At 59.6% G+C, this 20,808-nt stretch carries 21 protein-coding genes and 1 tRNA gene; 9 read left to right on the top strand and 13 right to left on the bottom strand.

Features of this window, described 5'->3' with window-relative positions:
* Nucleotides 1-70: 70 nt before the first annotated feature.
* The 6 genes from HWW83_RS14510 to HWW83_RS14485 all read left to right on the top strand — a co-directional run bounded on the left by HWW83_RS14510 (nt 71) and on the right by HWW83_RS14485 (nt 5,877).
* On the top strand, nt 71-640 hold the full coding sequence (locus tag HWW83_RS14510; RefSeq protein ID WP_033644791.1) for an HdeD family acid-resistance protein: 570 nt from the start codon (nt 71-73) through the stop codon (nt 638-640).
* A 136-nt stretch (nt 641-776) separates the two neighbouring features.
* Nucleotides 777-1,115 carry a hypothetical protein gene (locus tag HWW83_RS14505; RefSeq protein ID WP_033644790.1) on the top strand — a complete coding sequence of 113 codons (339 nt, stop codon included), beginning with the start codon at nt 777-779 and terminating at the stop codon, nt 1,113-1,115.
* A 259-nt stretch (nt 1,116-1,374) separates the two neighbouring features.
* Entirely contained in the window at nt 1,375-1,989 is a 615-nt protein-coding gene (locus tag HWW83_RS14500) for a 2OG-Fe dioxygenase family protein (RefSeq protein WP_223524591.1), read from the top strand.
* The gene (locus HWW83_RS14495; protein ID WP_176589385.1) at nt 1,986-3,218 is read left to right on the top strand and encodes a cysteine desulfurase-like protein; all 1,233 of its coding nucleotides are present in this window, start codon (nt 1,986-1,988) and stop codon (nt 3,216-3,218) included. The genes HWW83_RS14500 and HWW83_RS14495 overlap by 4 nt, the downstream gene beginning before the upstream one ends.
* A 149-nt stretch (nt 3,219-3,367) precedes the next feature.
* The gene (locus HWW83_RS14490; RefSeq protein WP_052752701.1) at nt 3,368-3,715 is read left to right on the top strand and encodes a hypothetical protein; all 348 of its coding nucleotides are present in this window, start codon (nt 3,368-3,370) and stop codon (nt 3,713-3,715) included.
* Between the two features lie 164 nt (nt 3,716-3,879).
* Complete coding sequence (locus tag HWW83_RS14485; protein ID WP_033644786.1) at nt 3,880-5,877, top strand: BCCT family transporter; 1,998 nt, start codon at nt 3,880-3,882, stop codon at nt 5,875-5,877.
* A gap of 167 nt (nt 5,878-6,044) precedes the next feature.
* Here the strand turns inward: HWW83_RS14485 and HWW83_RS14480 are convergent.
* From HWW83_RS14480 to xerD, 6 genes are all read right to left on the bottom strand, one after another.
* A tRNA-Gly gene (locus HWW83_RS14480) sits at nt 6,045-6,118 on the bottom strand.
* 147 nt (nt 6,119-6,265) lie between these two features.
* Nucleotides 6,266-7,783, bottom strand: a complete 1,518-nt coding sequence (gene lysS / locus HWW83_RS14475) for a lysine--tRNA ligase (protein ID WP_004931697.1) — start codon at nt 7,781-7,783, stop codon at nt 6,266-6,268.
* A gap of 9 nt (nt 7,784-7,792) precedes the next feature.
* Nucleotides 7,793-8,891 (bottom strand): peptide chain release factor 2 gene (gene prfB, locus HWW83_RS14470; protein ID WP_096242572.1). Its coding sequence is split into 2 segments (ribosomal slippage): nt 7,793-8,815 and nt 8,817-8,891, totalling 1,098 coding nucleotides; the frame shifts between segments, so codons are not numbered across the junction.
* A gap of 166 nt (nt 8,892-9,057) precedes the next feature.
* Nucleotides 9,058-10,791 (bottom strand): single-stranded-DNA-specific exonuclease RecJ, encoded by a 1,734-nt coding sequence (gene recJ, locus HWW83_RS14465; protein WP_096242573.1) that lies wholly within the window; start codon nt 10,789-10,791, stop codon nt 9,058-9,060.
* A gap of 6 nt (nt 10,792-10,797) precedes the next feature.
* Nucleotides 10,798-11,514, bottom strand: coding sequence for a bifunctional protein-disulfide isomerase/oxidoreductase DsbC (gene dsbC / locus HWW83_RS14460; protein WP_033644784.1), 717 nt, complete (start codon nt 11,512-11,514; stop codon nt 10,798-10,800).
* A 26-nt stretch (nt 11,515-11,540) separates the two neighbouring features.
* The gene (gene xerD, locus HWW83_RS14455) at nt 11,541-12,440 is read right to left on the bottom strand and encodes a site-specific tyrosine recombinase XerD (protein ID WP_033644935.1); all 900 of its coding nucleotides are present in this window, start codon (nt 12,438-12,440) and stop codon (nt 11,541-11,543) included.
* Nucleotides 12,441-12,546: 106 nt separating this feature from the next.
* Here xerD and fldB point away from each other — a divergent pair, with 106 nt between their 5' ends.
* A complete protein-coding gene (fldB, locus tag HWW83_RS14450) occupies nt 12,547-13,065 on the top strand; it encodes a flavodoxin FldB (protein WP_033635825.1) in 519 nt (172 codons plus the stop codon).
* 37 nt (nt 13,066-13,102) lie between these two features.
* Here the strand turns inward: fldB and creD are convergent, their stop codons facing one another.
* The 5 genes from creD to sdhE form a co-directional block, all read right to left on the bottom strand.
* Nucleotides 13,103-14,467: a cell envelope integrity protein CreD gene (gene creD, locus HWW83_RS14445; protein ID WP_033652165.1), complete on the bottom strand. Its 1,365-nt coding sequence runs from the start codon at nt 14,465-14,467 to the stop codon at nt 13,103-13,105.
* A gap of 80 nt (nt 14,468-14,547) precedes the next feature.
* Nucleotides 14,548-15,966 carry a two-component system sensor histidine kinase CreC gene (gene creC, locus HWW83_RS14440; RefSeq protein ID WP_176589384.1) on the bottom strand — a complete coding sequence of 473 codons (1,419 nt, stop codon included), beginning with the start codon at nt 15,964-15,966 and terminating at the stop codon, nt 14,548-14,550.
* Nucleotides 15,963-16,658 carry a two-component system response regulator CreB gene (gene creB / locus HWW83_RS14435; protein WP_047573795.1) on the bottom strand — a complete coding sequence of 232 codons (696 nt, stop codon included), beginning with the start codon at nt 16,656-16,658 and terminating at the stop codon, nt 15,963-15,965. The genes creC and creB overlap by 4 nt, the downstream gene beginning before the upstream one ends.
* On the bottom strand, nt 16,658-17,080 hold the full coding sequence (locus tag HWW83_RS14430) for a protein YgfX (RefSeq protein ID WP_016929976.1): 423 nt from the start codon (nt 17,078-17,080) through the stop codon (nt 16,658-16,660). The genes creB and HWW83_RS14430 overlap by 1 nt, the downstream gene beginning before the upstream one ends.
* On the bottom strand, nt 17,061-17,327 hold the full coding sequence (sdhE, locus tag HWW83_RS14425; RefSeq protein ID WP_004931679.1) for an FAD assembly factor SdhE: 267 nt from the start codon (nt 17,325-17,327) through the stop codon (nt 17,061-17,063). Before sdhE ends, HWW83_RS14430 begins: the two co-directional genes overlap by 20 nt.
* Before the next feature lie 320 nt (nt 17,328-17,647).
* Here sdhE and ygfZ point away from each other — a divergent pair, with 320 nt between their 5' ends.
* The gene (ygfZ, locus tag HWW83_RS14420) at nt 17,648-18,640 is read left to right on the top strand and encodes a tRNA-modifying protein YgfZ (RefSeq protein ID WP_176589383.1); all 993 of its coding nucleotides are present in this window, start codon (nt 17,648-17,650) and stop codon (nt 18,638-18,640) included.
* 38 nt (nt 18,641-18,678) lie between these two features.
* Here ygfZ and HWW83_RS14415 read toward each other — a convergent pair whose 3' ends face one another.
* Both HWW83_RS14415 and trhA read right to left on the bottom strand, forming a co-directional pair.
* The gene (locus HWW83_RS14415) at nt 18,679-19,176 is read right to left on the bottom strand and encodes a DUF2165 family protein (protein WP_110147385.1); all 498 of its coding nucleotides are present in this window, start codon (nt 19,174-19,176) and stop codon (nt 18,679-18,681) included.
* A gap of 150 nt (nt 19,177-19,326) precedes the next feature.
* Nucleotides 19,327-20,001: a PAQR family membrane homeostasis protein TrhA gene (trhA, locus tag HWW83_RS14410; RefSeq protein ID WP_033644772.1), complete on the bottom strand. Its 675-nt coding sequence runs from the start codon at nt 19,999-20,001 to the stop codon at nt 19,327-19,329.
* Nucleotides 20,002-20,184: 183 nt separating this feature from the next.
* On the opposite strand from trhA, the gene HWW83_RS14405 reads away from it, so the two are divergent.
* On the top strand, nt 20,185-20,793 hold the full coding sequence (locus HWW83_RS14405) for an HD domain-containing protein (protein ID WP_004931670.1): 609 nt from the start codon (nt 20,185-20,187) through the stop codon (nt 20,791-20,793).
* Nucleotides 20,794-20,808: the final 15 nt, after the last annotated feature.

Here is a 20,808-nt window from a genome sequence, read left to right as displayed (position 1 = left end):
CCCCAGACGGTCTATGCTAAACAGGTAAGGATGACTGATTAATTACCCAACGACGAAATGGAGTACTGTCATGTTGAACCTCGACCGCAATAATCTGCCCCTCCTGAGCGAAGAGCTGCTCAAAAAGCAACGCACCACCCTGCTGATCATCGCCTTCCTGCTGCTGGCGGGCGGCATACTGTGCCTGGTGAATCCTTTCGCCTCCGGCGCAGCGCTGAGCATCGTAGTGGGCATCCTGCTGCTGTTGAGCGGCGCCGGGCTGATTATCGCCATGATAGCCAACCGGGCGCAGAATACCTGGCCGATGATCGGCGGCATTCTGCTGGGCGTGGCCTACCTGATTATCGGCTATGTGTTCATCACCAGCCCGCTGGCGGGCATTCTGGCGCTGGCGGTCTACCTCGCCGTGCTGTTTGCGCTCGGCGGCATCGCGCGCCTGGCGGCAGGCTATATGCGCCGAGGCCTGCCGGGCAACTGGCTGCAGTTCGTCATCGGCGTGCTCGATTTGATCATCGCCTGGATGCTGATCGGCTCAGGCCCTGCGGCGTCGGTGACGCTGGTGACGGCGATCGTCGGCATCGAGATGCTGGTCAGTTCCTTTGCCCTGTTCCAGGCGGCGAATCTGTTTAAACGCGCCTGATCGTAACGGCCCGCCGACGGCGGGCCGCCATCCCCTCCCCATTTGCAAACAAAACAAGGCGATACCCCCTCAGCTTGTCCGTGGTTATCTTCATCGGTAAGTGCCAATATAGGCGAAGACAAGGGAGCTGAAACCGATGACAACCCATTCCAAACCGTTGAACTCGCGGGAAGTCTGCCTGCAATTACGCCACTTCAACCAGGTAATCGGGCAACAATGCCGCAATATGGCGCGCCAAAAAACCGCTTGCCCGTGCTGCCTGACGGACATCGCCACCGGCTGCGACGCCGGTATCAAACTGTGTGGACAGCAGTTGGCCAAACCCAACCCGCAAACCCCGTTATTCCGGCAGATTCGCAACCTGCTGCTCGACCTGCGCGCAGAAGCGATAGGGGTTCACAGAATAGACGTCCTGAACCGCACCAATAACGAAATCTCCTGGCTGTTGCGCGAGCTTTATTTCGAGACATTCTGAACACGAGGGCCGCGCGCCCATCGCTTGATACCTGCCGGTGCGGGCAAGATGCCGCGCCGTTTCACCGCCGCATCAGCCGACTTTTCGCCACGTTATCTTTTTGCGCTCTCCCCACTTTACGACCGCCATCACACCTCGCCAACCCCACATTGCGTTGGTTATAGAGTCGTCTACAATTCAATCGAATTACCCCCTACAACATCAGAAATTATTATTATTAGAGGTGATTATGTTACAGAAACACGAAAACGTAATAAGTATGACTGTACTAAGCCCGCAAGCCACCCAAGAGCTGATGCCCTCATTTTCTTCCTTGCCCCACACGCAACATGCCGACGGCAAATATCGCCTGCGCCGTTATTCCGTCGTGAAATACCTCAACCCCAACATCGCCGAAGTGGGGCCGCGCACCTTCATGCAGTCGGATCAGATCAACCATTTCCAGGGCAACGTGGTGCGCCGCTTCGAGCCTATCGACAGCGCCGTGCTGCAGAGCGCCGGCATGGCGGAGATGTGTAACCTGTTTGCCGAAAATAACGAACTGCCGGAAGGCGCCGAGATAGAGATCCACCAGATGCGCGTGGTCGCCATCCAAAAAGATACGCTGGTGGCGCCGGAAGGCATTCACCAGGACGGTTTCGACCATATCGCGATGATCGCCATTCACCGCCACAATATCGTCGGCGGCGAAATCATGCTGTACGACGACAGCCGCCACGATCCTTTCTTCAAAAAAGCGCTGGCCGACGGTGAAGCCGTGCTGTTGGCGGACAGTAAACTGTGGCACAACGCCACGCCGATCAATACCGTAAGCCCGAATGAAGAAGGCTATCTGGATCTCTTCGTCCTCACCGCTCGGGGAGAGAAAGCATGACCTTTACCCCCGAGCTCGCCCGACGCCAGTTCAGCGCCCTGTCCCGGCAGATCGACGGCAAACCGGCGATCTTTTTCGACGGCCCCGGCGGTGCGCAAGTTTCCCAGGGCGTGCTGGAAAAAATGACCGACTACCTGGGGAAGTACAACGCCAACCTGGGCGGGCACTACTTCTCCAGCCGGGTTACCGGCGAGGTGATGAGTCAGGCGCGCGAATCGGTGCGCGCCTTGTTAAATGCGCCGTCGCCCGACAACATCGTCTTCGGCATGAACATGACCACGCTGACCTTTCATCTCAGCCGCATCATCAGTCGCGATTGGCGGGACGGCGATGAGGTCATCGTCACCGCGCTGGATCACTACGCCAACGTCTCCAGCTGGCAGCAGGCCGCCGCCGACAAAGGCGCCGTGGTGCATCAGATAGCGCTGGAGAGCGCCGATTGTTCTCTCGACGCGGCAAAAGTGTGCGCGCGCATCAACGCCAACACGCGTCTGGTGGCGGTCAGCTACGCGTCCAACGTCACCGGCAGCATCGTCGATATCAAAACCATCGTTGAAGCCGCGCATCGGGTGGGCGCGCAGGTGTATGTCGACGCCGTTCATTACGCGCCGCATAACCTGATCGACGTGCAGGCGTTGGGATGTGACTTCCTGGTGTGCTCCGCCTACAAATTCTTTGGCCCGCACGTCGGCATGGCCTACATCGCGCCGCAGTGGCTGCAGCGCCTGCGTCCGTACAAAGTCGAACCGGCCACCGACGTCGGCCCCGGCCGTTTCGAGACCGGCACGCAGAGCTTCGAAGCGCTGGCCGGCGTCGCGGCCGCTATCGAGTATTTGGCGCAGTGGGGCACGCCCGGCGCGCCGTTAAGGCAGCGCTTGCAGGAGAGCTTCGCCGCCTACCACCGGTATGAAGAGGCGCTGTGCCGCCACTTTTTGCAACGGCTGCAGCAACTCGACGGCGTGCGGCTCTACGGCAATCCGCAGGCGGACAGCGCACGCCGCACGCCGACCTTCGCCCTGACCTTCAGCGGCCAGGCGCCCGACGCGATCGCCCGACGGCTGGGGCACCACAACATCTGCGCCGGCAGCGGACATTTCTATGCGCTGGGCCTGATTCAGCAACTGGGGCTGCAGGACGGCGGCGTGCTGCGCATCGGCATGATGCACTACAACACCCTTGATGAGATCGATACGCTGTTTGAAATACTCGCCAAGGAGACCCTCGGTTAATGCGCCATAACGGCCTGCCCGGTTTTCCGGCGGGCCACACCGCATGAATAGCCGTGCGTCTCGCCGGAGGCGTTAAACGTGAATAACGCTGCCCCTGTTTGAGGGGTTGGGTAGAATAGGCGGGATTTTTTTGAAAAGGGATTTTAACGTTGAGAAAATATGCCGTTATCACCGCCGCGTTGATGATGTCTTCCTGCGCTACGCCGGAAAAGTGGGAAGCGCAAACGGCGGCTCCGACACCCCTTGAAGCCGCCAGAGCAAGCTGCCGACAAGAAGCCGAACAACGCTATCCCGTGAGCCTGTCTTTAGACACCCGCTCGCCTGTATTCTCCTCCATGAATATCAACGGTGCGGATATCCCCAATACTCACGGCGTCGTTTTTCCTTCGGACCGTAATGAAATGCGCAGAAAAGAACACGTTAATGCCTGCATGAAATTGGAGGGATGGGAAAATAAGAATAAGGTGACGGGGTTATTGGCCTTTTTATTTAACTAACGGCAACGTGAATTATTCGGAATTACCGCACAGAGACAGCGGTAATTCCGCTCTATAGAGCGGCGTCGGCCTCCTGCGCCAGCCCGACTATTTTGCTACGATATTACAGTCACCACCTTTCCTCCATTCAGGGCGATAATCAAACAAATGGAATAAATCAATTTATGAGTGAGAAAGACACCTCCTTAAATAAGCCGCAAAGCCATATCAACAAAGCGGTATTCTTCACCTCTGCAGTCCTCATTTTTCTTCTGGTCGCCTTCGCCGCCTTTTTCCCCGACGTCGCTGACAAAAACTTCAAGCTTCTGCAGCAACAAATCTTCACCAACGCCAGTTGGTTTTATATTTTGGCCGTGGCGCTCATATTGCTCAGCGTGACGTTTCTGGGGCTTTCTCGTTACGGCGACATCAAACTTGGCCCCGATCATGCGCAACCCGATTTTCGCTACCACTCCTGGTTTGCCATGCTGTTTTCGGCGGGGATGGGCATTGGTCTGATGTTCTTCGGCGTGGCGGAACCGGTTATGCACTATCTCTCGCCGCCGGTCGGCACGCCCGAGAGCATCGAGGCGGCCAAACAAGCCATGCGCCTGACCTTTTTCCACTGGGGGCTGCATGCCTGGGCAATCTACGCCATCGTGGCGTTGATTCTGGCCTTCTTCAGCTATCGGCATGGCCTGCCGTTGACCCTGCGCTCCGCGCTTTATCCGATCATCGGCGATCGCATTTATGGCCCTATCGGCCACGCCGTCGATATCTTCGCCGTCATCGGCACCGTATTCGGGGTCGCGACCTCGCTGGGTTATGGCGTATTGCAGGTCAACGCCGGGCTTAACCACCTGTTTGGCGTGCCAATCAACGAAACCGTTCAGGTGATATTAATCGTGGTGATTACCGGGCTGGCCACCATTTCCGTGGTTTCCGGGCTGGAGAAGGGCATACGCTTTCTGTCGGAGCTGAACCTCAGCCTGGCGCTGTTGCTCCTGGCCTTGGTCTTGCTGTTGGGGCCAACCGTTTTGCTGTTGAAATCCTTTGTGGAAAATACCGGCGGCTATCTGTCCGAGCTGGTCAGCAAAACCTTCAACCTGTATGCCTATGAACCCAAATCCAGCAACTGGCTAGGCGGATGGACGCTGCTCTACTGGGGGTGGTGGCTCTCCTGGTCGCCTTTCGTCGGGATGTTCATCGCACGGGTTTCCCGCGGCCGAACCATCCGCGAATTTGTCACGGGCGTGCTGTTCGTCCCGGCCGGCTTCACCCTCATGTGGATGACCGTGTTCGGCAACAGCGCCATTTACCTCATCATGGAAAAGGGCGCGACAGATCTCGCCGCTACGGTACAACAAGACGTGGCCTTGGCGTTGTTTAACTTCCTGGAGCATTTCCCATTCTCCAGCGTGCTTTCGTTTATCGCCATGGCGATGGTTATCGTCTTTTTTGTCACGTCCGCCGACTCCGGCGCCATGGTCGTGGATACGCTGGCTTCGGGCGGCTCCAGCAACACGCCGGTATGGCAACGCATTTTCTGGGCGTCGCTGATGGGCATCGTCGCCATCGCCTTGCTGATCGCCGGGGGGCTCAGCGCGCTGCAAACCGTCACCATCGCCAGCGCGCTGCCTTTCTCGGCCATCTTGCTGATATCCATTTACGGTTTGCTTAAGGCGCTGCGTCGCGATCTGACCAAGCGCGACAGCCAGAATATGGCCACCATCGCCCCTACCGCCGCCCGCAATCCTATCCCCTGGCAGCGCAGGCTGCGTAATATCGCTTATCTGCCAAAGCGCTCGCTGGTTAAGCGCTTTATGGACGAAGTCATCCAGTCGGCCATGACGCTGGTGCAGGAGGAGCTGAGTAAGCAAGGCACGCTCAGCAGTATCAACACCGGCGCGGAAGATCGCATTCGTTTCGAGGTTGATTTAGGCGATGAGCTTAACTTTATCTATGAAGTCAGACTGCGCGGCTACAGCTCGCCGACCTTCGCCCTGGCCGGGCTGGATAATGATGAACAGCAAGCCGAGCAGCACAAATATTATCGCGCGGAGATCTACCTGAAAGAAGGCGGCCAGAACTACGATGTCATGGGCTGGAATCAGGAGCAGTTGATCAACGATATTCTCGACCAGTACGAAAAGCATCTGCATTTCTTGCATCTGGTGCGCTGAATGCCGACATGCCGTCCCCAGGGGCGGCATTTTTTTGCCCTGCCTTCCTCCCTGCGGCGCTGATGATGCGGGTGGGATGGCGGGCGACCAGAAATAATGCTTACATGTGCAAAGGATTGGGTTGGGGTAACGTTTTGGAGAATCAGGATGCTTTTATGAGGGGGTACTGGAGCGGGTGAAGGGAATCGAACCCTCGTATGCAGCTTGGGAAGCTGCCGTTCTACCATTGAACTACACCCGCATCGGTGTGCGACAGGCATTATAACCGGTTATCGGCGGCGGGCAAGCGGAGATGGCGCGTAACTGTCGATGTTTTAAGCGGTTAAGTCCTGCAGACGAAAAAAAACCGGCGCAGTTGCCCGCACCGGTTGTTGCACGCTAAACGCGATTATTTCTGCGGGCGCATCGCCGGGAACAGAATCACGTCGCGGATGGTGTGGCTGTTGGTGAACAGCATCACCATGCGGTCGATGCCGATGCCCAGACCGGCGGTCGGCGGCAGGCCGTGCTCCAGCGCGGTGACGTAGTCTTCGTCGTAGAACATCGCTTCGTCGTCGCCGGCGTCTTTGGCGTTCACCTGATCGGCAAAGCGCTGCGCCTGGTCTTCGGCGTCGTTCAGCTCGGAGAAGCCGTTGCCGATTTCACGGCCGCCGATGAAGAACTCGAAGCGGTCGGTGATTTCCGGGTTCACGTCGTTGCGGCGCGCCAGCGGCGACACTTCAGCCGGGTACTCGGTGATGAAGGTCGGCTGAATCAGATGGCTTTCCGCCACTTCTTCGAAGATCTCGGTCACGACGCGGCCCAGGCCCCAGCTCTTCTCAACCTTGATGCCGATGGATTCCGCGATGGCCACCGCTTTGCCCATGTCGGCCAGGTCAGCCAGATCGGTTTCCGGACGGTATTTCTTGATCGCCTCGGTCATGGTCAGCTTCTCGAACGGCTTGCCGAAGTCGAACACTTCGTCGCCGTACTGCACCTGAGAGGTGCCCAGCACTTTCTCGGTCAGGGTGCGGAACAGCGTCTCGGTCAGCTCGATCAGGTCTTTGTAATCCGCGTAAGCCATGTAGAGTTCCATCATGGTGAACTCTGGGTTGTGACGCGGAGAAACGCCTTCGTTACGGAAGTTGCGGTTGATTTCGAACACGCGCTCAAAGCCGCCGACCACCAGACGCTTCAGATACAGTTCCGGCGCGATGCGCAGGTACATGTCGATATCCAGCGCATTGTGGTGGGTGATGAACGGACGCGCCGACGCGCCGCCCGGGATCACCTGCATCATCGGGGTTTCGACTTCCATGAAGCCGCGTTCCACCATGAAGTTACGGATAGCTGACATCACCTGAGAACGCACCTTGAAGGTGTTGCGCGATTCTTCGTTGGCGATCAGATCCAGGTAACGCTGGCGGTAACGGGTTTCCTGATCCGCCAGGCCGTGGAATTTGTCCGGCAGCGGACGCAGCGCTTTGGTCAGCAGACGCAGTTCGGTGCAGTGGATCGACAGTTCGCCGGTCTTAGTTTTGAACAGCTTGCCGCGCGCGCCGAGGATATCGCCCAGGTCCCACTTCTTGAACTGCTCGTTGTACACGCCTTCAGCCAGATCGTCGCGCGCGACGTACAGCTGAATGCGGCCGCCCACGTCCTGCAGCGTAACGAAGGATGCCTTGCCCATAATGCGGCGGGTCATCATGCGGCCGGCGACGGTCACTTCTACGCCCAGCGCTTCCAGCTCTTCGTTGTCTTTATCGCCGTACGCGGCGTGCAGTTTGTCGGAGGTGGAGTCGCGACGGAAGTCGTTCGGGAACGCAATGCCGTTCTCACGCAGGCCGGCCAGTTTCTCGCGACGGGACTGCAGTTCGTTATTGAGATCCAGCGCCTGATCGGCGCCCTGTACTTGTTGTTCAGACATTTCTATTCCTCATAACCCGGCTTTCAAACTTGCCTCAATGAATTTATCCAGGTCGCCATCCAGTACGGCCTGCGTGTTACGCGTTTCGACGTTGGTGCGCAAATCCTTGATGCGGGAGTCATCCAGCACGTAAGAACGGATTTGGCTGCCCCAGCCGATGTCGGACTTGTTGTCTTCCATCGTCTGCTTATCAGCATTTTTCTTTTGCATCTCAAACTCGTACAGCTTGGCTCGCAGCTGTTTAAACGCTTGATCCTTGTTCTTATGCTGAGAACGGTCGTTCTGGCACTGCACCACGATGTTGGTTGGCAGGTGAGTAATACGTACGGCGGATTCGGTTTTGTTGACGTGCTGACCGCCCGCACCGGAGGCGCGGTACACGTCGATACGCAGATCCGCCGGGTTGATTTCGATATCGATATCGTCGTCGACTTCCGGGTAGATGAACACCGAGCTGAACGAGGTATGGCGACGGCCGCCGGAGTCGAACGGGCTCTTGCGCACCAGGCGATGCACGCCGGTTTCAGTGCGCAACCAGCCGAACGCGTAGTCGCCGATGATCTTGATGGTGGCAGACTTCAGGCCCGCGACGTCGCCGTCGGACTCTTCGATCACTTCGGTCTTGAAGCCCTTGGCTTCGGCCCAGCGCAGGTACATGCGCAGCAGCATGCTGGCCCAGTCTTGCGCTTCGGTGCCGCCGGAACCGGCCTGGATATCCAGGTAGCAGTCGGCGCTGTCGTATTCGCCGGAGAACATGCGGCGGAATTCCAACTGATCCAGCTTGCTCATCAGTTGATCCAGCTCGGCGACCGCTTCGTTGAAGGTTTCTTCATCGTCGGCTTCCACAGCCAGTTCCAGCAGCCCGCCGACGTCTTCGCCGCCCTGCTCCAGCTGATCGATGGTTTCAACGATGGCTTCCAGCGCGGCGCGCTCTTTACCGAGCGCCTGTGCGCGCTCCGGCTCGTTCCAAACGTCCGGCTGTTCCAGCTCGGCGTTGACTTCTTCTAGGCGTTCCTTCTTGGCATCATAGTCAAAGATACCCCCTAAGAACCGCAGTCCGCTCGGACAGGTCCTGAATTCGGTTTTTTACCGGGTTAATTTCAAACATGGTTTCGTTCTTTTACGTTGATGTCGTCGATGGCGGAATGCCATTGGAACCGCTAATTCTAACGGATCCGGGCGGCAGTTTATAGCGAGTTGGTCAGTTTTTGTGGCGATCGGGAAGGATGCAGGGGATTGGAGAGCCCAATCCCCGAATTGTGTTCAATTTCGCCTCAGCGCGGCCAAAGATGCTGGATCAGCAGCTGCACGTTGCGGTTGCCGCGAAACTCGTTGACGTCGAGCTTGTAGGCCAGTTCGACCTCGCGCACGCTGCTGTCCGGCCACAGCGTGGTGTCCACGTTGAACGCGATGCCGTCGAGCAGCGGGCCGCCGCCGAGCGGTTCCACCATCAGCTTCAGGTGTTTTTCGCCCACCAGCCGCTGCTGCAGAATGCGGAACTTGCCGTCGAAGGTCGGTTCCGGGAACGCCTGGCCCCACGGGCCGCCCTCGCGCAGCAGCTCCGCCGTGGCCAGCGATAGCTCCTGCATCGCCAGTTCGCCGTCGGACCAGATCACCCCTTCCAGCATCGCCGGATCGAGCCATTCGCCCACCAGCTCGCCAAAACGCTGGCGGAATTCGTCGAATTTGGCCTCTTCCAGCGACAGCCCGGCCGCCATCGCGTGGCCGCCGAACTTCATCATCAGCCCGGGGTTCAGCATATCCAGCCGCTCCAGCGCATCGCGCATGTGCAGGCCGGGCACCGAACGGCCGGAGCCTTTCAGGATGCCGTCACCCGCCGGCGCGAACGCGATCACCGGGCGGTGGAAACGCTCTTTGATACGCGAAGCGAGGATGCCCACCACGCCCTGGTGCCATTCCGGGTGATACATCGCCAGCCCGTAAGGCAGCTCGGTGCTGGTGCGCTCCAGCTGATCGCACAGCTGCAGGGCTTCCACCTGCATGCCCTGCTCTATCTCGCGTCGCGTCTGGTTCAGCGCATCGAGATCGTTGGCCAGCATGCGCGCCTGCGCGATGTCGTCGCTCAGCAGCAGCGCCACACCGATCGACATGTCGTCCAGCCTGCCGGCGGCGTTGAGCCGCGGGCCGAGGGCGAAACCGAGATCGTTGGCCGCCAGTTGGCGGGCGTCGCGGTTGGCCACCTCAAGCAGCGCGCGGATGCCCGGTCGGCATTTGCCGGCGCGAATACGGTTTAACCCCTGATACACCAGAATGCGGTTGTTGGCGTCCAGCGGCACCACGTCGGCCACGGTGCCGAGCGCCACCAGATCCAGCAGTTCCGCCAGATTCGGCATCGCCAGCGCGCGCTGCTCGAACCAGCCGCTGTCCCGCAGCCGGGCTCGCAGCGCCAGCATCAGGTAGAACGCCACGCCTACCCCCGCCAGCGATTTGGACGGGAAGGCGCAGCCGCGCAGGTTGGGGTTAACGATCGCTTCAGCCGCCGGCAGGGTCTCGCCCGGCAGGTGGTGATCGGTCACCAGCACCTGCATGCCTTTGGCGTGCGCCACGTCGACGCCGGCGTGGGAGGAGATGCCGTTATCGACGGTAACAATGAGTTCTGCGCCGCGCGCCGCCGCCTGCTCCACCACTTCGGGGCTCAGGCCGTAACCGTCTTCGAAACGGTTAGGCACCAGATAATCGACGGCTGCGCCGCCCATGCTGCGCAGCGCCAGCACCGTCAGCGCGGTGCTGGTGGCGCCATCGGCGTCGAAATCGCCCACCACCATGATGCGGCGACCGTCGGCCAGCGCTTGCTGCAACAGGCTGACGGCGTCGTCGATGCCGTCCAGCTGTTGCCAGGGCAGCATGCCCTTAACGCCGCGCTCCAGCTCTTGCTCAGCCTGCACGCCGCGCAGGGCGTAAAGCCGACGCAGAAGCGGCGGCAAACTGGCGGGCAGATGCGTGTCGTCCGCCGCCGGGCGGCGGCGTAGTTGCGTTTTGATACTCACCGGCGATTAACCACCGGCTTTGGTGGCGGCCTGATGCGCGTCCAGCATGGCGGCCATCTCTTTCGGCCCCTGATAGCCCGGGATCATCATGCCGTTTTCCAGGATGATGGCCGGCGTGCCCTGAATGCCGAACTGCACGCCCAGCTCGTAATGCTTGCTGATGTCGGTTTTGCAGGTCGCCGGAGAAACGGCGTCGCCCTTCATGGCGGCGTCGAACGCCTTGGCCTTGTCGGCGGTGCACCAGATCGACTGCATGTCTTTTTCAGCCTGGGAAGCCAGCCCCTGGCGCGGGAACGCCAGGTAACGCACGGTAATGCCCAGATCGTTGTACTCTTTCATCTGCTGATGCAGTTTGTGACAGTAACCGCAGGTGATATCGGTGAACACGGTGATCACGTGTTTCTCTTTCGGCGCTTTGTAAACGATCATCTGATCTTTCAGCGCGTCCATCTTGGTGCTCAGCAGTTGGTTGGTCACGTTGACCGGCTCTTTGCCGCTGACGTCGAACAGCGGGCCCTGCAGGATGTGCTTGCCGTCTTCGGAGGCGTACAGCACGCCGCTGTCGGTCAGCACGGTTTTCAGGCCGTTGACCGGCGAAGGCTGCACGTCCGCCTGCTGAATGCCCAGGCTGGCGAGCGCTTTTTTGATCGCCGCGTCATCGGCATGGGCGGCGCCGGCCACCGAAGCCACCAGCAGAGAGAGCAGCATTAAACCTTTTTTCATTGTTCCAATCCTTTCGAACCCGCCGCTCAGGCGCGCGGGTGATGCTGTTGATGTAGCTGTTTCAGTCGTTCGGTCGCTACATGAGTATAAATTTGCGTGGTCGAGAGATCGCTGTGGCCTAACAACATCTGTACGACACGGAGATCGGCCCCATGGTTCAGCAAATGGGTGGCGAACGCGTGCCGCAACACGTGCGGCGACAGACGCTCGCTGTCGATGCCCGCAAGGATGGCATAGTGTTTGATGCGATGCCAGAACGTCTGTCGGGTCATTTGCTGACACCGGTTGCTGGGGAACAGCACATCCAGCGTCTGGCCGTTGACCAGCCACGGGCGACCGTGCTCCAGATAATTTTCGATCCAGTAGACCGCTTCTTCGCCCAGCGGCACCAGCCGCTCCTTGTTGCCCTTGCCGATCACCCGCACCACGCCCTGACGCAGGCTGACGTCGCTGATGTTCAACCCCACCAGCTCAGAGACCCGCAGCCCGGTCGCGTACAACACCTCGAGCATCGCCTTGTCGCGCAGCTCCAGCGGCTGATCGACGCAGGGCGCCTGCAGCAGCGCATCGACCTGCGCCTCGCTCAGATCTTTCGGCAAACGCTGCGGCAACTTGGGAGACGCCAGCTGTGCGGTGGGATCGTCGGCGCGCAGCTTTTCGCGGTACAGATACTGAAACAGGCGACGCATGGCGCTCAGCAAGCGCGCAGAGCTGGTGGCCTTGTAGCCACCGTCCACCCGCTCGGCGAGAAACGCCTGCAGATCCAAGGCCTGCGCCTGCAGCAAGTCGGTGTTTTGCTGGCCAAGCCAGGCGCCCAGGGCCTGCAAATCCAGCCGGTAGGAGGCCAGCGTATTTTCCGCCAGATTGCGCTCAAGCCACAGCGCATCCAGGAATTGCTCAATCAGCGCATTGTCTTGCTGTTGCACGCGGTCCTCTCTTCGTTGCATTTCCACCCGCGCCATTATGCCTTAAGCCGACGCAAATCAGGTATACTCGCTGCAATTCTCTAAACAGCAACGTAACGGTTTACACATGAAGATTGGTCTGTTTTACGGCTCCAGCACCTGCTACACCGAGATGGCGGCAGAAAAAATCCGTGAGATTCTGGGTGAAGACCTGGTCGACCTGCACAACCTGAAAGACGTCTCGCCCAAGCTGATGGAGGACTATTCCATTCTCATCCTCGGCATCCCGACCTGGGATTTCGGCGAACTGCAGGAAGACTGGGAAGCGATCTGGCCGCAGCTGCCGGCGCTGGATCTGAAAGGTAAGATCGTCGCCATGTACGGCATGGGCGATCAGCTCGGTTACGGCGAGTGGTTCCTCGACGCGCTGGGTATGCTGCACGATCACATCGCGCCGCTGGGCGTGCAGTTCATCGGCTTCTGGCCAACTGAGGGCTTCGAGTTCACCAGCCCCAAACCGCTGAGCGCCGACGGCAAACACTTCGTCGGCCTGGCGCTCGATGAGGTCAACCAATACGACCTGAGCGAAGAGCGCCTGCAGCAATGGTGCGAACAGATCCTGTTGGAGATGGAGCCGCTGCTGTAGCCGCTATCGGGCGCGTAGCGCGCCCGATCCCCCTCGCTTATTTCCACAGACGGAAGCGTGGCTCGTCTTCCGCAGCTGGCGTTTCCTTGGTCAAACGCGCCGGATCAGCCACCTGATACCAGTCCAGTTTGCGCGTCAACAGCATAATGCCCGCCAGAATGGCGAACAGCAGCCCTGCTCCCAGCACCAACGCATTGTCCTCCGACTGCAACAGCAAATAGAGCACGCCATACAACAGCAATAGGCTCGCGGCGAACAGCGCACCGCGCAGCTTGCCGCGCAGTACGGCGCTCAGATAAAAGCCGATCAGTCCGCTGCAGGCGATGCTGGCCGCCAGGTAAGCGAGAGCGAATCCCAGGTGTTCGGAGAAGGCCAGCAGAATCAGGTAGAACAATACCAGCGCCGCGCCGACCAACAGATATTGAATCGGGTGCACCCGCAGCCCGGTCAGGGTTTCGAACAGGAAAAATGCCATAAACGTCAGCCCGATAAACAGCAGCGCGTATTTGACCGCGCGCTCGGTCAGCTGATAATGATCGACCGGTTCGACCAGGCTGGCGCTGAAGGCCGGCAGCTTGTCCTCGTCGATAATGCCATCGTCGTAATAGAACGCACTGTTGATGTTGTTGGCAAACCAGGTGCTGCGCCAGCGAGCGCTAAACCCCTGCTCCGTCACCTTGCGTTCGTCCGGCAGAAAGTTGCCGAGGAAATTCGGATGCGGCCAGTTGCTTTGCAGCTGCAGCTCGCTGCTGCGCCCCAGCGGCACCAACGACAGGCTGCTGGTGCCCGCCAACGTCAGGGTGAAGTCGGCGTTCAGCCCCTCTTTTTGTTGCAGCATCGCCAGCGTCAGCGGGGCGTGGATCCCCTGGCGCAACGATCCCACGCCGGTGCCTGGCTCAAACGCCACCGGCTGCGGCATTGCCAGCGGAGAAATGCTCTTGATGCCGCGAGAGTCACTCAGCGCCACCAGCAGGAACGGCTGGCCGACGGTCACGTTGGCGCGTTGCAAATCCGTCAGCTCCGGCTGGCCGAAACGCACCTTGAAGCTCAGCGGCCCCTGGTAAACTTGCGTTTGATAAATACCCAGTTTGCGCACCTCTACTTTCGGCGCCCCCTGCACCTGAAGCGACTCAGGCAGCAAATAGCGGTAATGCTGCACCCGCTGCACTACCGTTTGCCCTTTCTCGTCTTTCTTCTCTTCGCGTTCGACATAGGGAATGACAATCAACGGGCCGAGCACGCGCTGCGCCCCGCTGGTGCTTTCGCTCACCTGCCCGACCACGCTTTGCCGATAGCCGCTGCGCTCGTCGATCACGCTCATCAGTTGGGCGATGGGGATCAACATCACCACCATCAATCCCAGCAGCGTGGTTATTTTCCAGAAAAGTACCGATTTCATCATGCTCGCTCCTCGTAGGTTATGAGGCCACGATAAAATCCGCAGGTGAAATCAGAATGTGGTTATGTGAAGGGAAGGTGAAGTTACAGCGATAACATGAAAGTCGCTTCCACCCCGTGCGGCCGGCGGTTGCACAGGTGAATGCAGCCATGATGCAGACGGGCGACCTCCTGCACGAAGTTCAGCCCCAGCCCGCTGCTTTTCGGCCGTTCGGCGCGCGGCAGCGAATAAAAACGCTCGAACACCTTATCGAGCGCATAGTCCGGAATGCCGCTGCCGTCATCGCAAACGCTGATGCAGTAATGCTGTTCCCGCCGTTCGCCTCGCACGCTGACGCAACCGCCCGGCGGAGTAAAGTCGATCGCATTGTCCAGCAGGTTGGTCAGCGCCTGGCTGATCAGCAACGCATCGCCGTTCAGCGTCACCTCCGCCAACGCCTCCAGTTGCAATCTGACGCCGCGCTGCGTCGCCTGCGCTTCTTTGCCCGCCATCGTCTGGCTGACCAGCGCCGCGATCGCGATGGGCGCGGTCTCCATGTCTGGCCGACTCTCCAGCCGCGCCTGCACCAGCAGTTTGTCCACCAGTTGCTGGATGCGTGCGCTTTGCTGCTCGATGTTGGTGAGAAAACGCCGGGCGGTCTCCGGCGGCGGCAGTTCCTGCAACAGCTCCGCCGCGCCCCTGATCGCCGCCAGCGGGCTTTTCAGCTCATGCGTCAGGGTATGTGCATACTGTTCGATATAAGCTTTGCCTTCCAGCTTCAGCCGCATGCTCTCCAACGCCTGCGCCAGCTGCGTCAATTCCCGGCCGCCCACTTTGGGCAGCGGCGCGATTTCCCCTTGCGCCACCCCGTCGGCATAACGCACCAGCCGGCCTATCGAACGGTTGATCCACCAGACGAATACCGCGCCGATCAGCAGCGCAATCCCCAGCAGCAACGCGCCGGCCCACAGAATGCGCCGTTCGCTGCGTTTGATCACCGGCGCCATGGTGCTGTTGGGTTTGCCCACGGTGAGCACGCCGATAATACGCCCTTGTTCTATCACCGGCGCGGCCACATACATCACCGAACTGTTTTCATCTTCTGGATCGCTGCGGGTACTGCGAGCGCCGTACTCACCGCGTAGCGTCCGATAAACGTCATTCCAGCGCGAATAGTCCTGCCCCTGCGCGCGGCCGGCAGAATCGAAGATAACCCGCCCCTGGGCATCGGTAAGATAGACGTGGTATTCGCTGCGATCCTTGCGGATGCCGGAGATATTGGCGCCGATCGGCCGCTGGTTCAGCTGCGTGAACGCCTGCGCCAGTTGGCCATGCGCCGCATCGCCGCGCTGCATGTCCTGACGGGCGATCTGCGCCAGCAGGTTGGCGGTGTCCACCAGCGTGCCTTCGGTAGCGCGCCGCACGCCGGGCTTCACTTCCTGGACGAAAATGCTCAGCACGAAGTACCCGGCCACCGCCACGATCAGAAAATATCCCAGCAGCAGGCGCAGGCCAATTTTCATGGCTGGCGGCTCACGCTGTAGCCCAATCCGCGGTGGGTGTGGATCGGCGGCTCACCGGGCTCAACCGCACGCAGCTTAGCGCGCAGCGTTTTAATGTGGGTATCGACGGTGCGATCCAGGCTTTCTTCCGCCTGCGCCCAAACGCTTTCCATCAGTTGCTGCCGCGAGAACACCCGCCCCGGCGCCAACAGCAACGTCTTCAGCAGCAGGTATTCGTAACGGGTCAGCGGCAGCGGCCGCTGATGGTAGGAGATGGTGGCCGCATCTTCATCGAGCGTGAAAGCACCGAAATGGTAGCGCGCGCTCTGTTGCAGGCGCTGCTGCTTATGCAGGCGGCGCAAAATGGTGCGCACCCGGGCGCTGACCTCACGAGGGGAGAACGGCTTGGCGACATAGTCGTCGGCGCCGATCTCCAGCCCGATCAGGCGATCCACTTCATCACTGCGGGCGGTAAGAAACAGAATCGGCAGGTCAGCCGCCTGAGCCAGTAGGCGGCGACACAATTCAAAGCCGTTGATATCCGGCAAACCGACATCGAGGATAGCGAGCACGGGCGCGCCTTGCGCCAGCGCCTGCAACGCCGGTTCCGCACGTTCGAACCAGCGTACTTCGAAGCCTTCGCTCTCCAGCGTGTAAACCAGCGTATCGGCAATGCTGGGTTCATCCTCCACCAACCAGAGTACGGGTTTCATCAGGGTTCCTCGCCGTTACCCGCCGGCGGATGCAGCAACAGCTGCCGCAGGTGGCGCCACTCCTCTTTGCTCATGCAGTCGGAAGCCAGCCACAGCCGGCGGCGCTTTTTGCCCTCCATCGGCTGCAGCGTCAACAGCATGCCGTAACCCGGCATCCACGGTTTTTTCGCCAGCCGCCACTCGCGGCCGTGCCAGCTGAAACGCCTGTCCGCCAGCAGCCGCAGCTCACCCTGCACCGCGGCGATGCGCTTCTGGCTGCGAATGCACTGAAACACCACCAGCGTCAGCAGCACCAGCCAGAGCGGGCCAAAGCCCTCCGGCCAGGGCGAAATCAGGATCAGCAGGATCAGAACGCCGTGGGTCAACAGTGAAAACAGCTGGGTGCGCCAGGAAATGCGGATATCACATCGCCACTGGGCCACGGTCTTTATTTCGCGTTTGGATCAGGGTCACCATTCTCTGCAGCTCGCCGTCCTGCGGCGCGCCATGATTCATCAGCCAGTTGAACAAATCGGGATCGTCACACTCCAGCAGGCGGATAAACAGCGCCTTGTCCGCGTCATTCAGGCTGTCGTATTCGTATTCGAAGAACGGCATGATGGAGATGTCCAGCTCGCGCATGCCACGACGGCAAGCCCAGTGAATACGTGCTTTGTTGTTAATATCCATGTTGTTATGACTCACCTCTTTTCAGCGCGGCAGCGCCAGCGCAGGGTTCAAATGACACACTGTATGGCAACGCCGTCGCAATATAATTCCATCAGCCGGGGATCTGTCTGCAAGGGTGCCCTGGCCGCAAGCCTATAGAGTAACAATTTGACATACACGCCGGGAAGGCGCTTTGCTGCGGAAAACGCAATAAAGCGCAAAATGCCAAAAAAAGCGCACCCCGGCGCCACGGCGCGAATAACAGTTTGCAAAGCCCGCCGCCTCTTTTACCATGGGCTCAATACCCTTCAGGTAAGCTAAACGTTGAGCAGGAACTTACTATGGCGCATAACATTCCATTCCCACCCCGTCAGCCCTCCGCTTCCACCCATCTTCCCCTGACGCTGATCTCGCTGGAAGATTGGGCGCTGGTGACGCTGAACGGGCCGGACACGGTGAAATATCTCCAGGGCCAGGTGACGGCGGACATCGACGCGCTAGCGGCCGATCAACACGTGCTGTGCGCCCACTGCGACGCCAAGGGCAAAATGTGGAGCAACCTGCGTCTGTTCCACCGAGGCGAAGGCTTCGCCTATCTGGAACGCCGCAGCGTGCTGGACAGCCAACTGGCGGAAATCAAAAAATACGCGGTGTTTTCCAAAGTCACTATCGCCGCCGATAATGACGCGGTATTGCTGGGCGTCGCCGGTTTCCAGGCGCGCGCCGCGCTGACGGGCCTGTTCGCCACATTGCCGGACGCCGAGCACCCGGTGGTGCAGGAAGGCGAAACCACGATTCTGCACTTCGCTGCGCCGGCGGAACGTTTTCTGCTGGTGACCCGCCCCGCCGTAGCCGAACAGCTGATCGGCAAACTGCATGACCAGGCGGAACTGAATGACAGCAGCCAATGGCTGGCCCTGGAGATCGAAGCCGGTTATCCGGTTATCGACGCCGCCAACAGCGCGCAGCTGATCCCGCAGGCCACCAACCTGCAGGCGCTGGAAGGCATCAGCTTCAGCAAGGGTTGCTATACCGGTCAGGAGATGGTGGCGCGCGCCAAATTCCGCGGCGCCAACAAGCGTGCGCTCTACTGGCTGGAAGGTAAAGCGGCCCGCGCCCCGCAGGCGGCGGAAGATCTGGAGCTGCAGCTGGGGGAAAACTGGCGCCGCACCGGCACCGTACTGGCGTCGAGTCAGTTGGCCGACGGCACGCTGTGGGTGCAGGTGGTGATGAACAACGATCTGGATGCCGACAGCAAGCTGCGGGTGCGCGACGATGCCGCCAGCCAGTTGGCGATCAAACCGTTGCCCTACTCGCTGGCCGAAGAGAAATAATCCGTCGGCCGCAGGCCCCCTGCCTGCGGCCATCTTCGTTACTCGTCCAATTCCCCGTCGCGCTGCACCAGATAAATCAGCACCAGAATGATGGTGACGAAGAAGCGAAACGCATCCGGCACGCCGTTCCACTGCTTCGACATCCACATGCCAAACCACTCGCCCCCAATCGACATAAAGCCGACCTGCCAGGTGAGGAAGCCCAGCGTCAACCCCACTACCGCCAGCTTTTTCCGGCCGTTAAAGGCGTGCGCAGGCAGTTTCAGGCCACACAGCAGGCGCAGGCCGCCAATCCAGCACAGCAGCGCGGTCAGGCCCTCCAGCGCAATGATGAAAATATAACCGGCGTGATGCAGCCACGGCGTCTGTATCGAGCGGTAGCCGATGGTGGCGTCGGGGAAAATCGTGTCCATCATAAAGACGTGGCGCACGAAGGCGAAGTTGGAGCCGTAGTCGGTGATGTTGCCGAAGGCGACCAGCGAAGCGAACAAGGCGATAGCGCAGACCAGCAGCGCTTTGGATAAGCGAACGATCATCTTGGTGAGTCCTGAACAGAGGTTAAAGAAACGGTATGCGGGCTCAGAAATGAAGGAACGGGCTTGCTGGATACCCGAAAGAAGCAAGCGCCTCTTTTTTAAAACAAAAGAGGCGCCAGTTCAATACGCATTCAGACGTAGCGGCAACGCTTAGACGTACAGGTAGATCGCCATGAAATGGCAGGCGCTGCCGCCGAGCACGAAGCCGTGCCAGATGGCGTGGCCAAAGCGAATGCGCTTGGAAGCGTAGAAAATCACGCCCAGGGTATAGACCACCCCGCCGATCGCCAGCAGCGTGACGCCGCCGGCCTCCAGCCGCGTGACCAACTGATAAATCACGATCAGCGACAGCCAGCCCATCGTCAGGTAGGTCACCAACGACAGGGCTTCAAAACGGTGGGCGAAGGCCAGTTTGAACAGCACGCCGAGCAGCGCCAACCCCCAGATTACCGCCATCAATCCCTTCGCCAGCGGCGAATCCAGCCCCACCAGCAAAAACGGTGTGTAAGTGCCGGCAATCAGGAGATAAATGGCGCAGTGATCGAATTTTTTCAGCCAATGCTTGGCCTTCTGGTGCGGAATCGCATGGTACAGCGTGGAAGCGAGAAACAGCAGGATCATACTGCCGCCGTACAGGCTGTAACTGGTGATGGCCGTCGCATCGGCGCCGGTATTCACCGCCTGCACCAACAGCAACACCAGGCCGACGATGCCGAACACCAGCCCGATGCCATGGCTGATGCTGTTGGCGATCTCTTCCGCCCACGGATAAGCCGCGGCGACAATCTTATTGGTCCCGGCTTTCACTACGTCCGTTTTCCCCATAACGCGCAACCCCTCAAAATGCCCTGCTTTGTTCGAAATTAACGCAAAGCAGCTTAACTGAGAATAATTCCAGTGTACACGTGTACGCTAAAATAAAAATGTGAACGCGTGTAACCATCGAAATCCCCTGCCCGGTGGTCTACAATCGTCAGGCTTCAACCCACCCACCTTGAGGTTTACACCATGTCATCCGCTGTACCCGCGTTAGATTTCGGTTCAATGACCCAGGCCATCCAGTTCCTGATGGAAATCGATAAGTTGAAAGGCGTGCAACGCCGCACCAAAGTGCTGGGCACCCAGCGCCAGGAAAACTCCGCCGAACACAGTTGGCACTTCGCCATCGCCGCCATGAGCCTGGCCCCGTACGCCGGTGATGACGTAGACATTCAGCGCGTGATCCAGATGGCGCTGCTGCATGACATCGTGGAAATCGACGCCGGTGACGTGCTGGTCTACGATCTGGCGGCCCGCGCGGCGATCCACGATCAGGAAGTGGCGGCGGCGCGCCGTCTGTTCGGCATGTTGCCGGAGGCTCAGCGCGAGTATTTCACCGCTTTATGGCAGGAATATGAAGACGGCGAAAGCGCCGATGCGCGCTTTGCCTTACTGCTGGATCGCACCATGCCGATGCTGATGAATCTGCACAATGAAGGCCAGAGCTGGGTAGAAAACGGCATCAGCCTGGAGCAGGTGCTGGCGCGCAATGCGTCGATCGCCGACGTGCATCCCGAGCTGTGGCGCCATATGGAGCAACATCTGCGGGACGCGCAGCGCAAAGGCTGGTTGAAGTAAGGGAGCCGGGCTGCC

This window comes from Serratia ureilytica (assembly GCF_013375155.1).
GTDB lineage: Bacteria > Pseudomonadota > Gammaproteobacteria > Enterobacterales > Enterobacteriaceae > Serratia > Serratia ureilytica.
Note: the sequence above shows the minus strand (reverse complement) of the source record. Positions and strands in the feature narration are given on the sequence as shown.

What these genes read in the sequence shown, in the direction of transcription:
- HWW83_RS14510 (WP_033644791.1), top strand. Translation starts at nt 71, where the DNA reads ATGTTGAACCTCGACCGCAATAATCTGCCCCTCCTGAGCGAAGAGCTG.
- HWW83_RS14505 (WP_033644790.1), top strand. Translation starts at nt 777, where the DNA reads ATGACAACCCATTCCAAACCGTTGAACTCGCGGGAAGTCTGCCTGCAA.
- HWW83_RS14500 (WP_223524591.1), top strand. Translation starts at nt 1,375, where the DNA reads ATGACTGTACTAAGCCCGCAAGCCACCCAAGAGCTGATGCCCTCATTT.
- HWW83_RS14495 (WP_176589385.1), top strand. Translation starts at nt 1,986, where the DNA reads ATGACCTTTACCCCCGAGCTCGCCCGACGCCAGTTCAGCGCCCTGTCC.
- HWW83_RS14485 (WP_033644786.1), top strand. Translation starts at nt 3,880, where the DNA reads ATGAGTGAGAAAGACACCTCCTTAAATAAGCCGCAAAGCCATATCAAC.
- lysS (WP_004931697.1), bottom strand. Translation starts at nt 7,783, where the DNA reads ATGTCTGAACAACAAGTACAGGGCGCCGATCAGGCGCTGGATCTCAAT.
- dsbC (WP_033644784.1), bottom strand. Translation starts at nt 11,514, where the DNA reads ATGAAAAAAGGTTTAATGCTGCTCTCTCTGCTGGTGGCTTCGGTGGCC.
- fldB (WP_033635825.1), top strand. Translation starts at nt 12,547, where the DNA reads ATGAAGATTGGTCTGTTTTACGGCTCCAGCACCTGCTACACCGAGATG.
- creD (WP_033652165.1), bottom strand. Translation starts at nt 14,467, where the DNA reads ATGATGAAATCGGTACTTTTCTGGAAAATAACCACGCTGCTGGGATTG.
- creC (WP_176589384.1), bottom strand. Translation starts at nt 15,966, where the DNA reads ATGAAAATTGGCCTGCGCCTGCTGCTGGGATATTTTCTGATCGTGGCG.
- creB (WP_047573795.1), bottom strand. Translation starts at nt 16,658, where the DNA reads ATGAAACCCGTACTCTGGTTGGTGGAGGATGAACCCAGCATTGCCGAT.
- sdhE (WP_004931679.1), bottom strand. Translation starts at nt 17,327, where the DNA reads ATGGATATTAACAACAAAGCACGTATTCACTGGGCTTGCCGTCGTGGC.
- ygfZ (WP_176589383.1), top strand. Translation starts at nt 17,648, where the DNA reads ATGGCGCATAACATTCCATTCCCACCCCGTCAGCCCTCCGCTTCCACC.
- HWW83_RS14415 (WP_110147385.1), bottom strand. Translation starts at nt 19,176, where the DNA reads ATGATCGTTCGCTTATCCAAAGCGCTGCTGGTCTGCGCTATCGCCTTG.
- trhA (WP_033644772.1), bottom strand. Translation starts at nt 20,001, where the DNA reads ATGGGGAAAACGGACGTAGTGAAAGCCGGGACCAATAAGATTGTCGCC.
- HWW83_RS14405 (WP_004931670.1), top strand. Translation starts at nt 20,185, where the DNA reads ATGTCATCCGCTGTACCCGCGTTAGATTTCGGTTCAATGACCCAGGCC.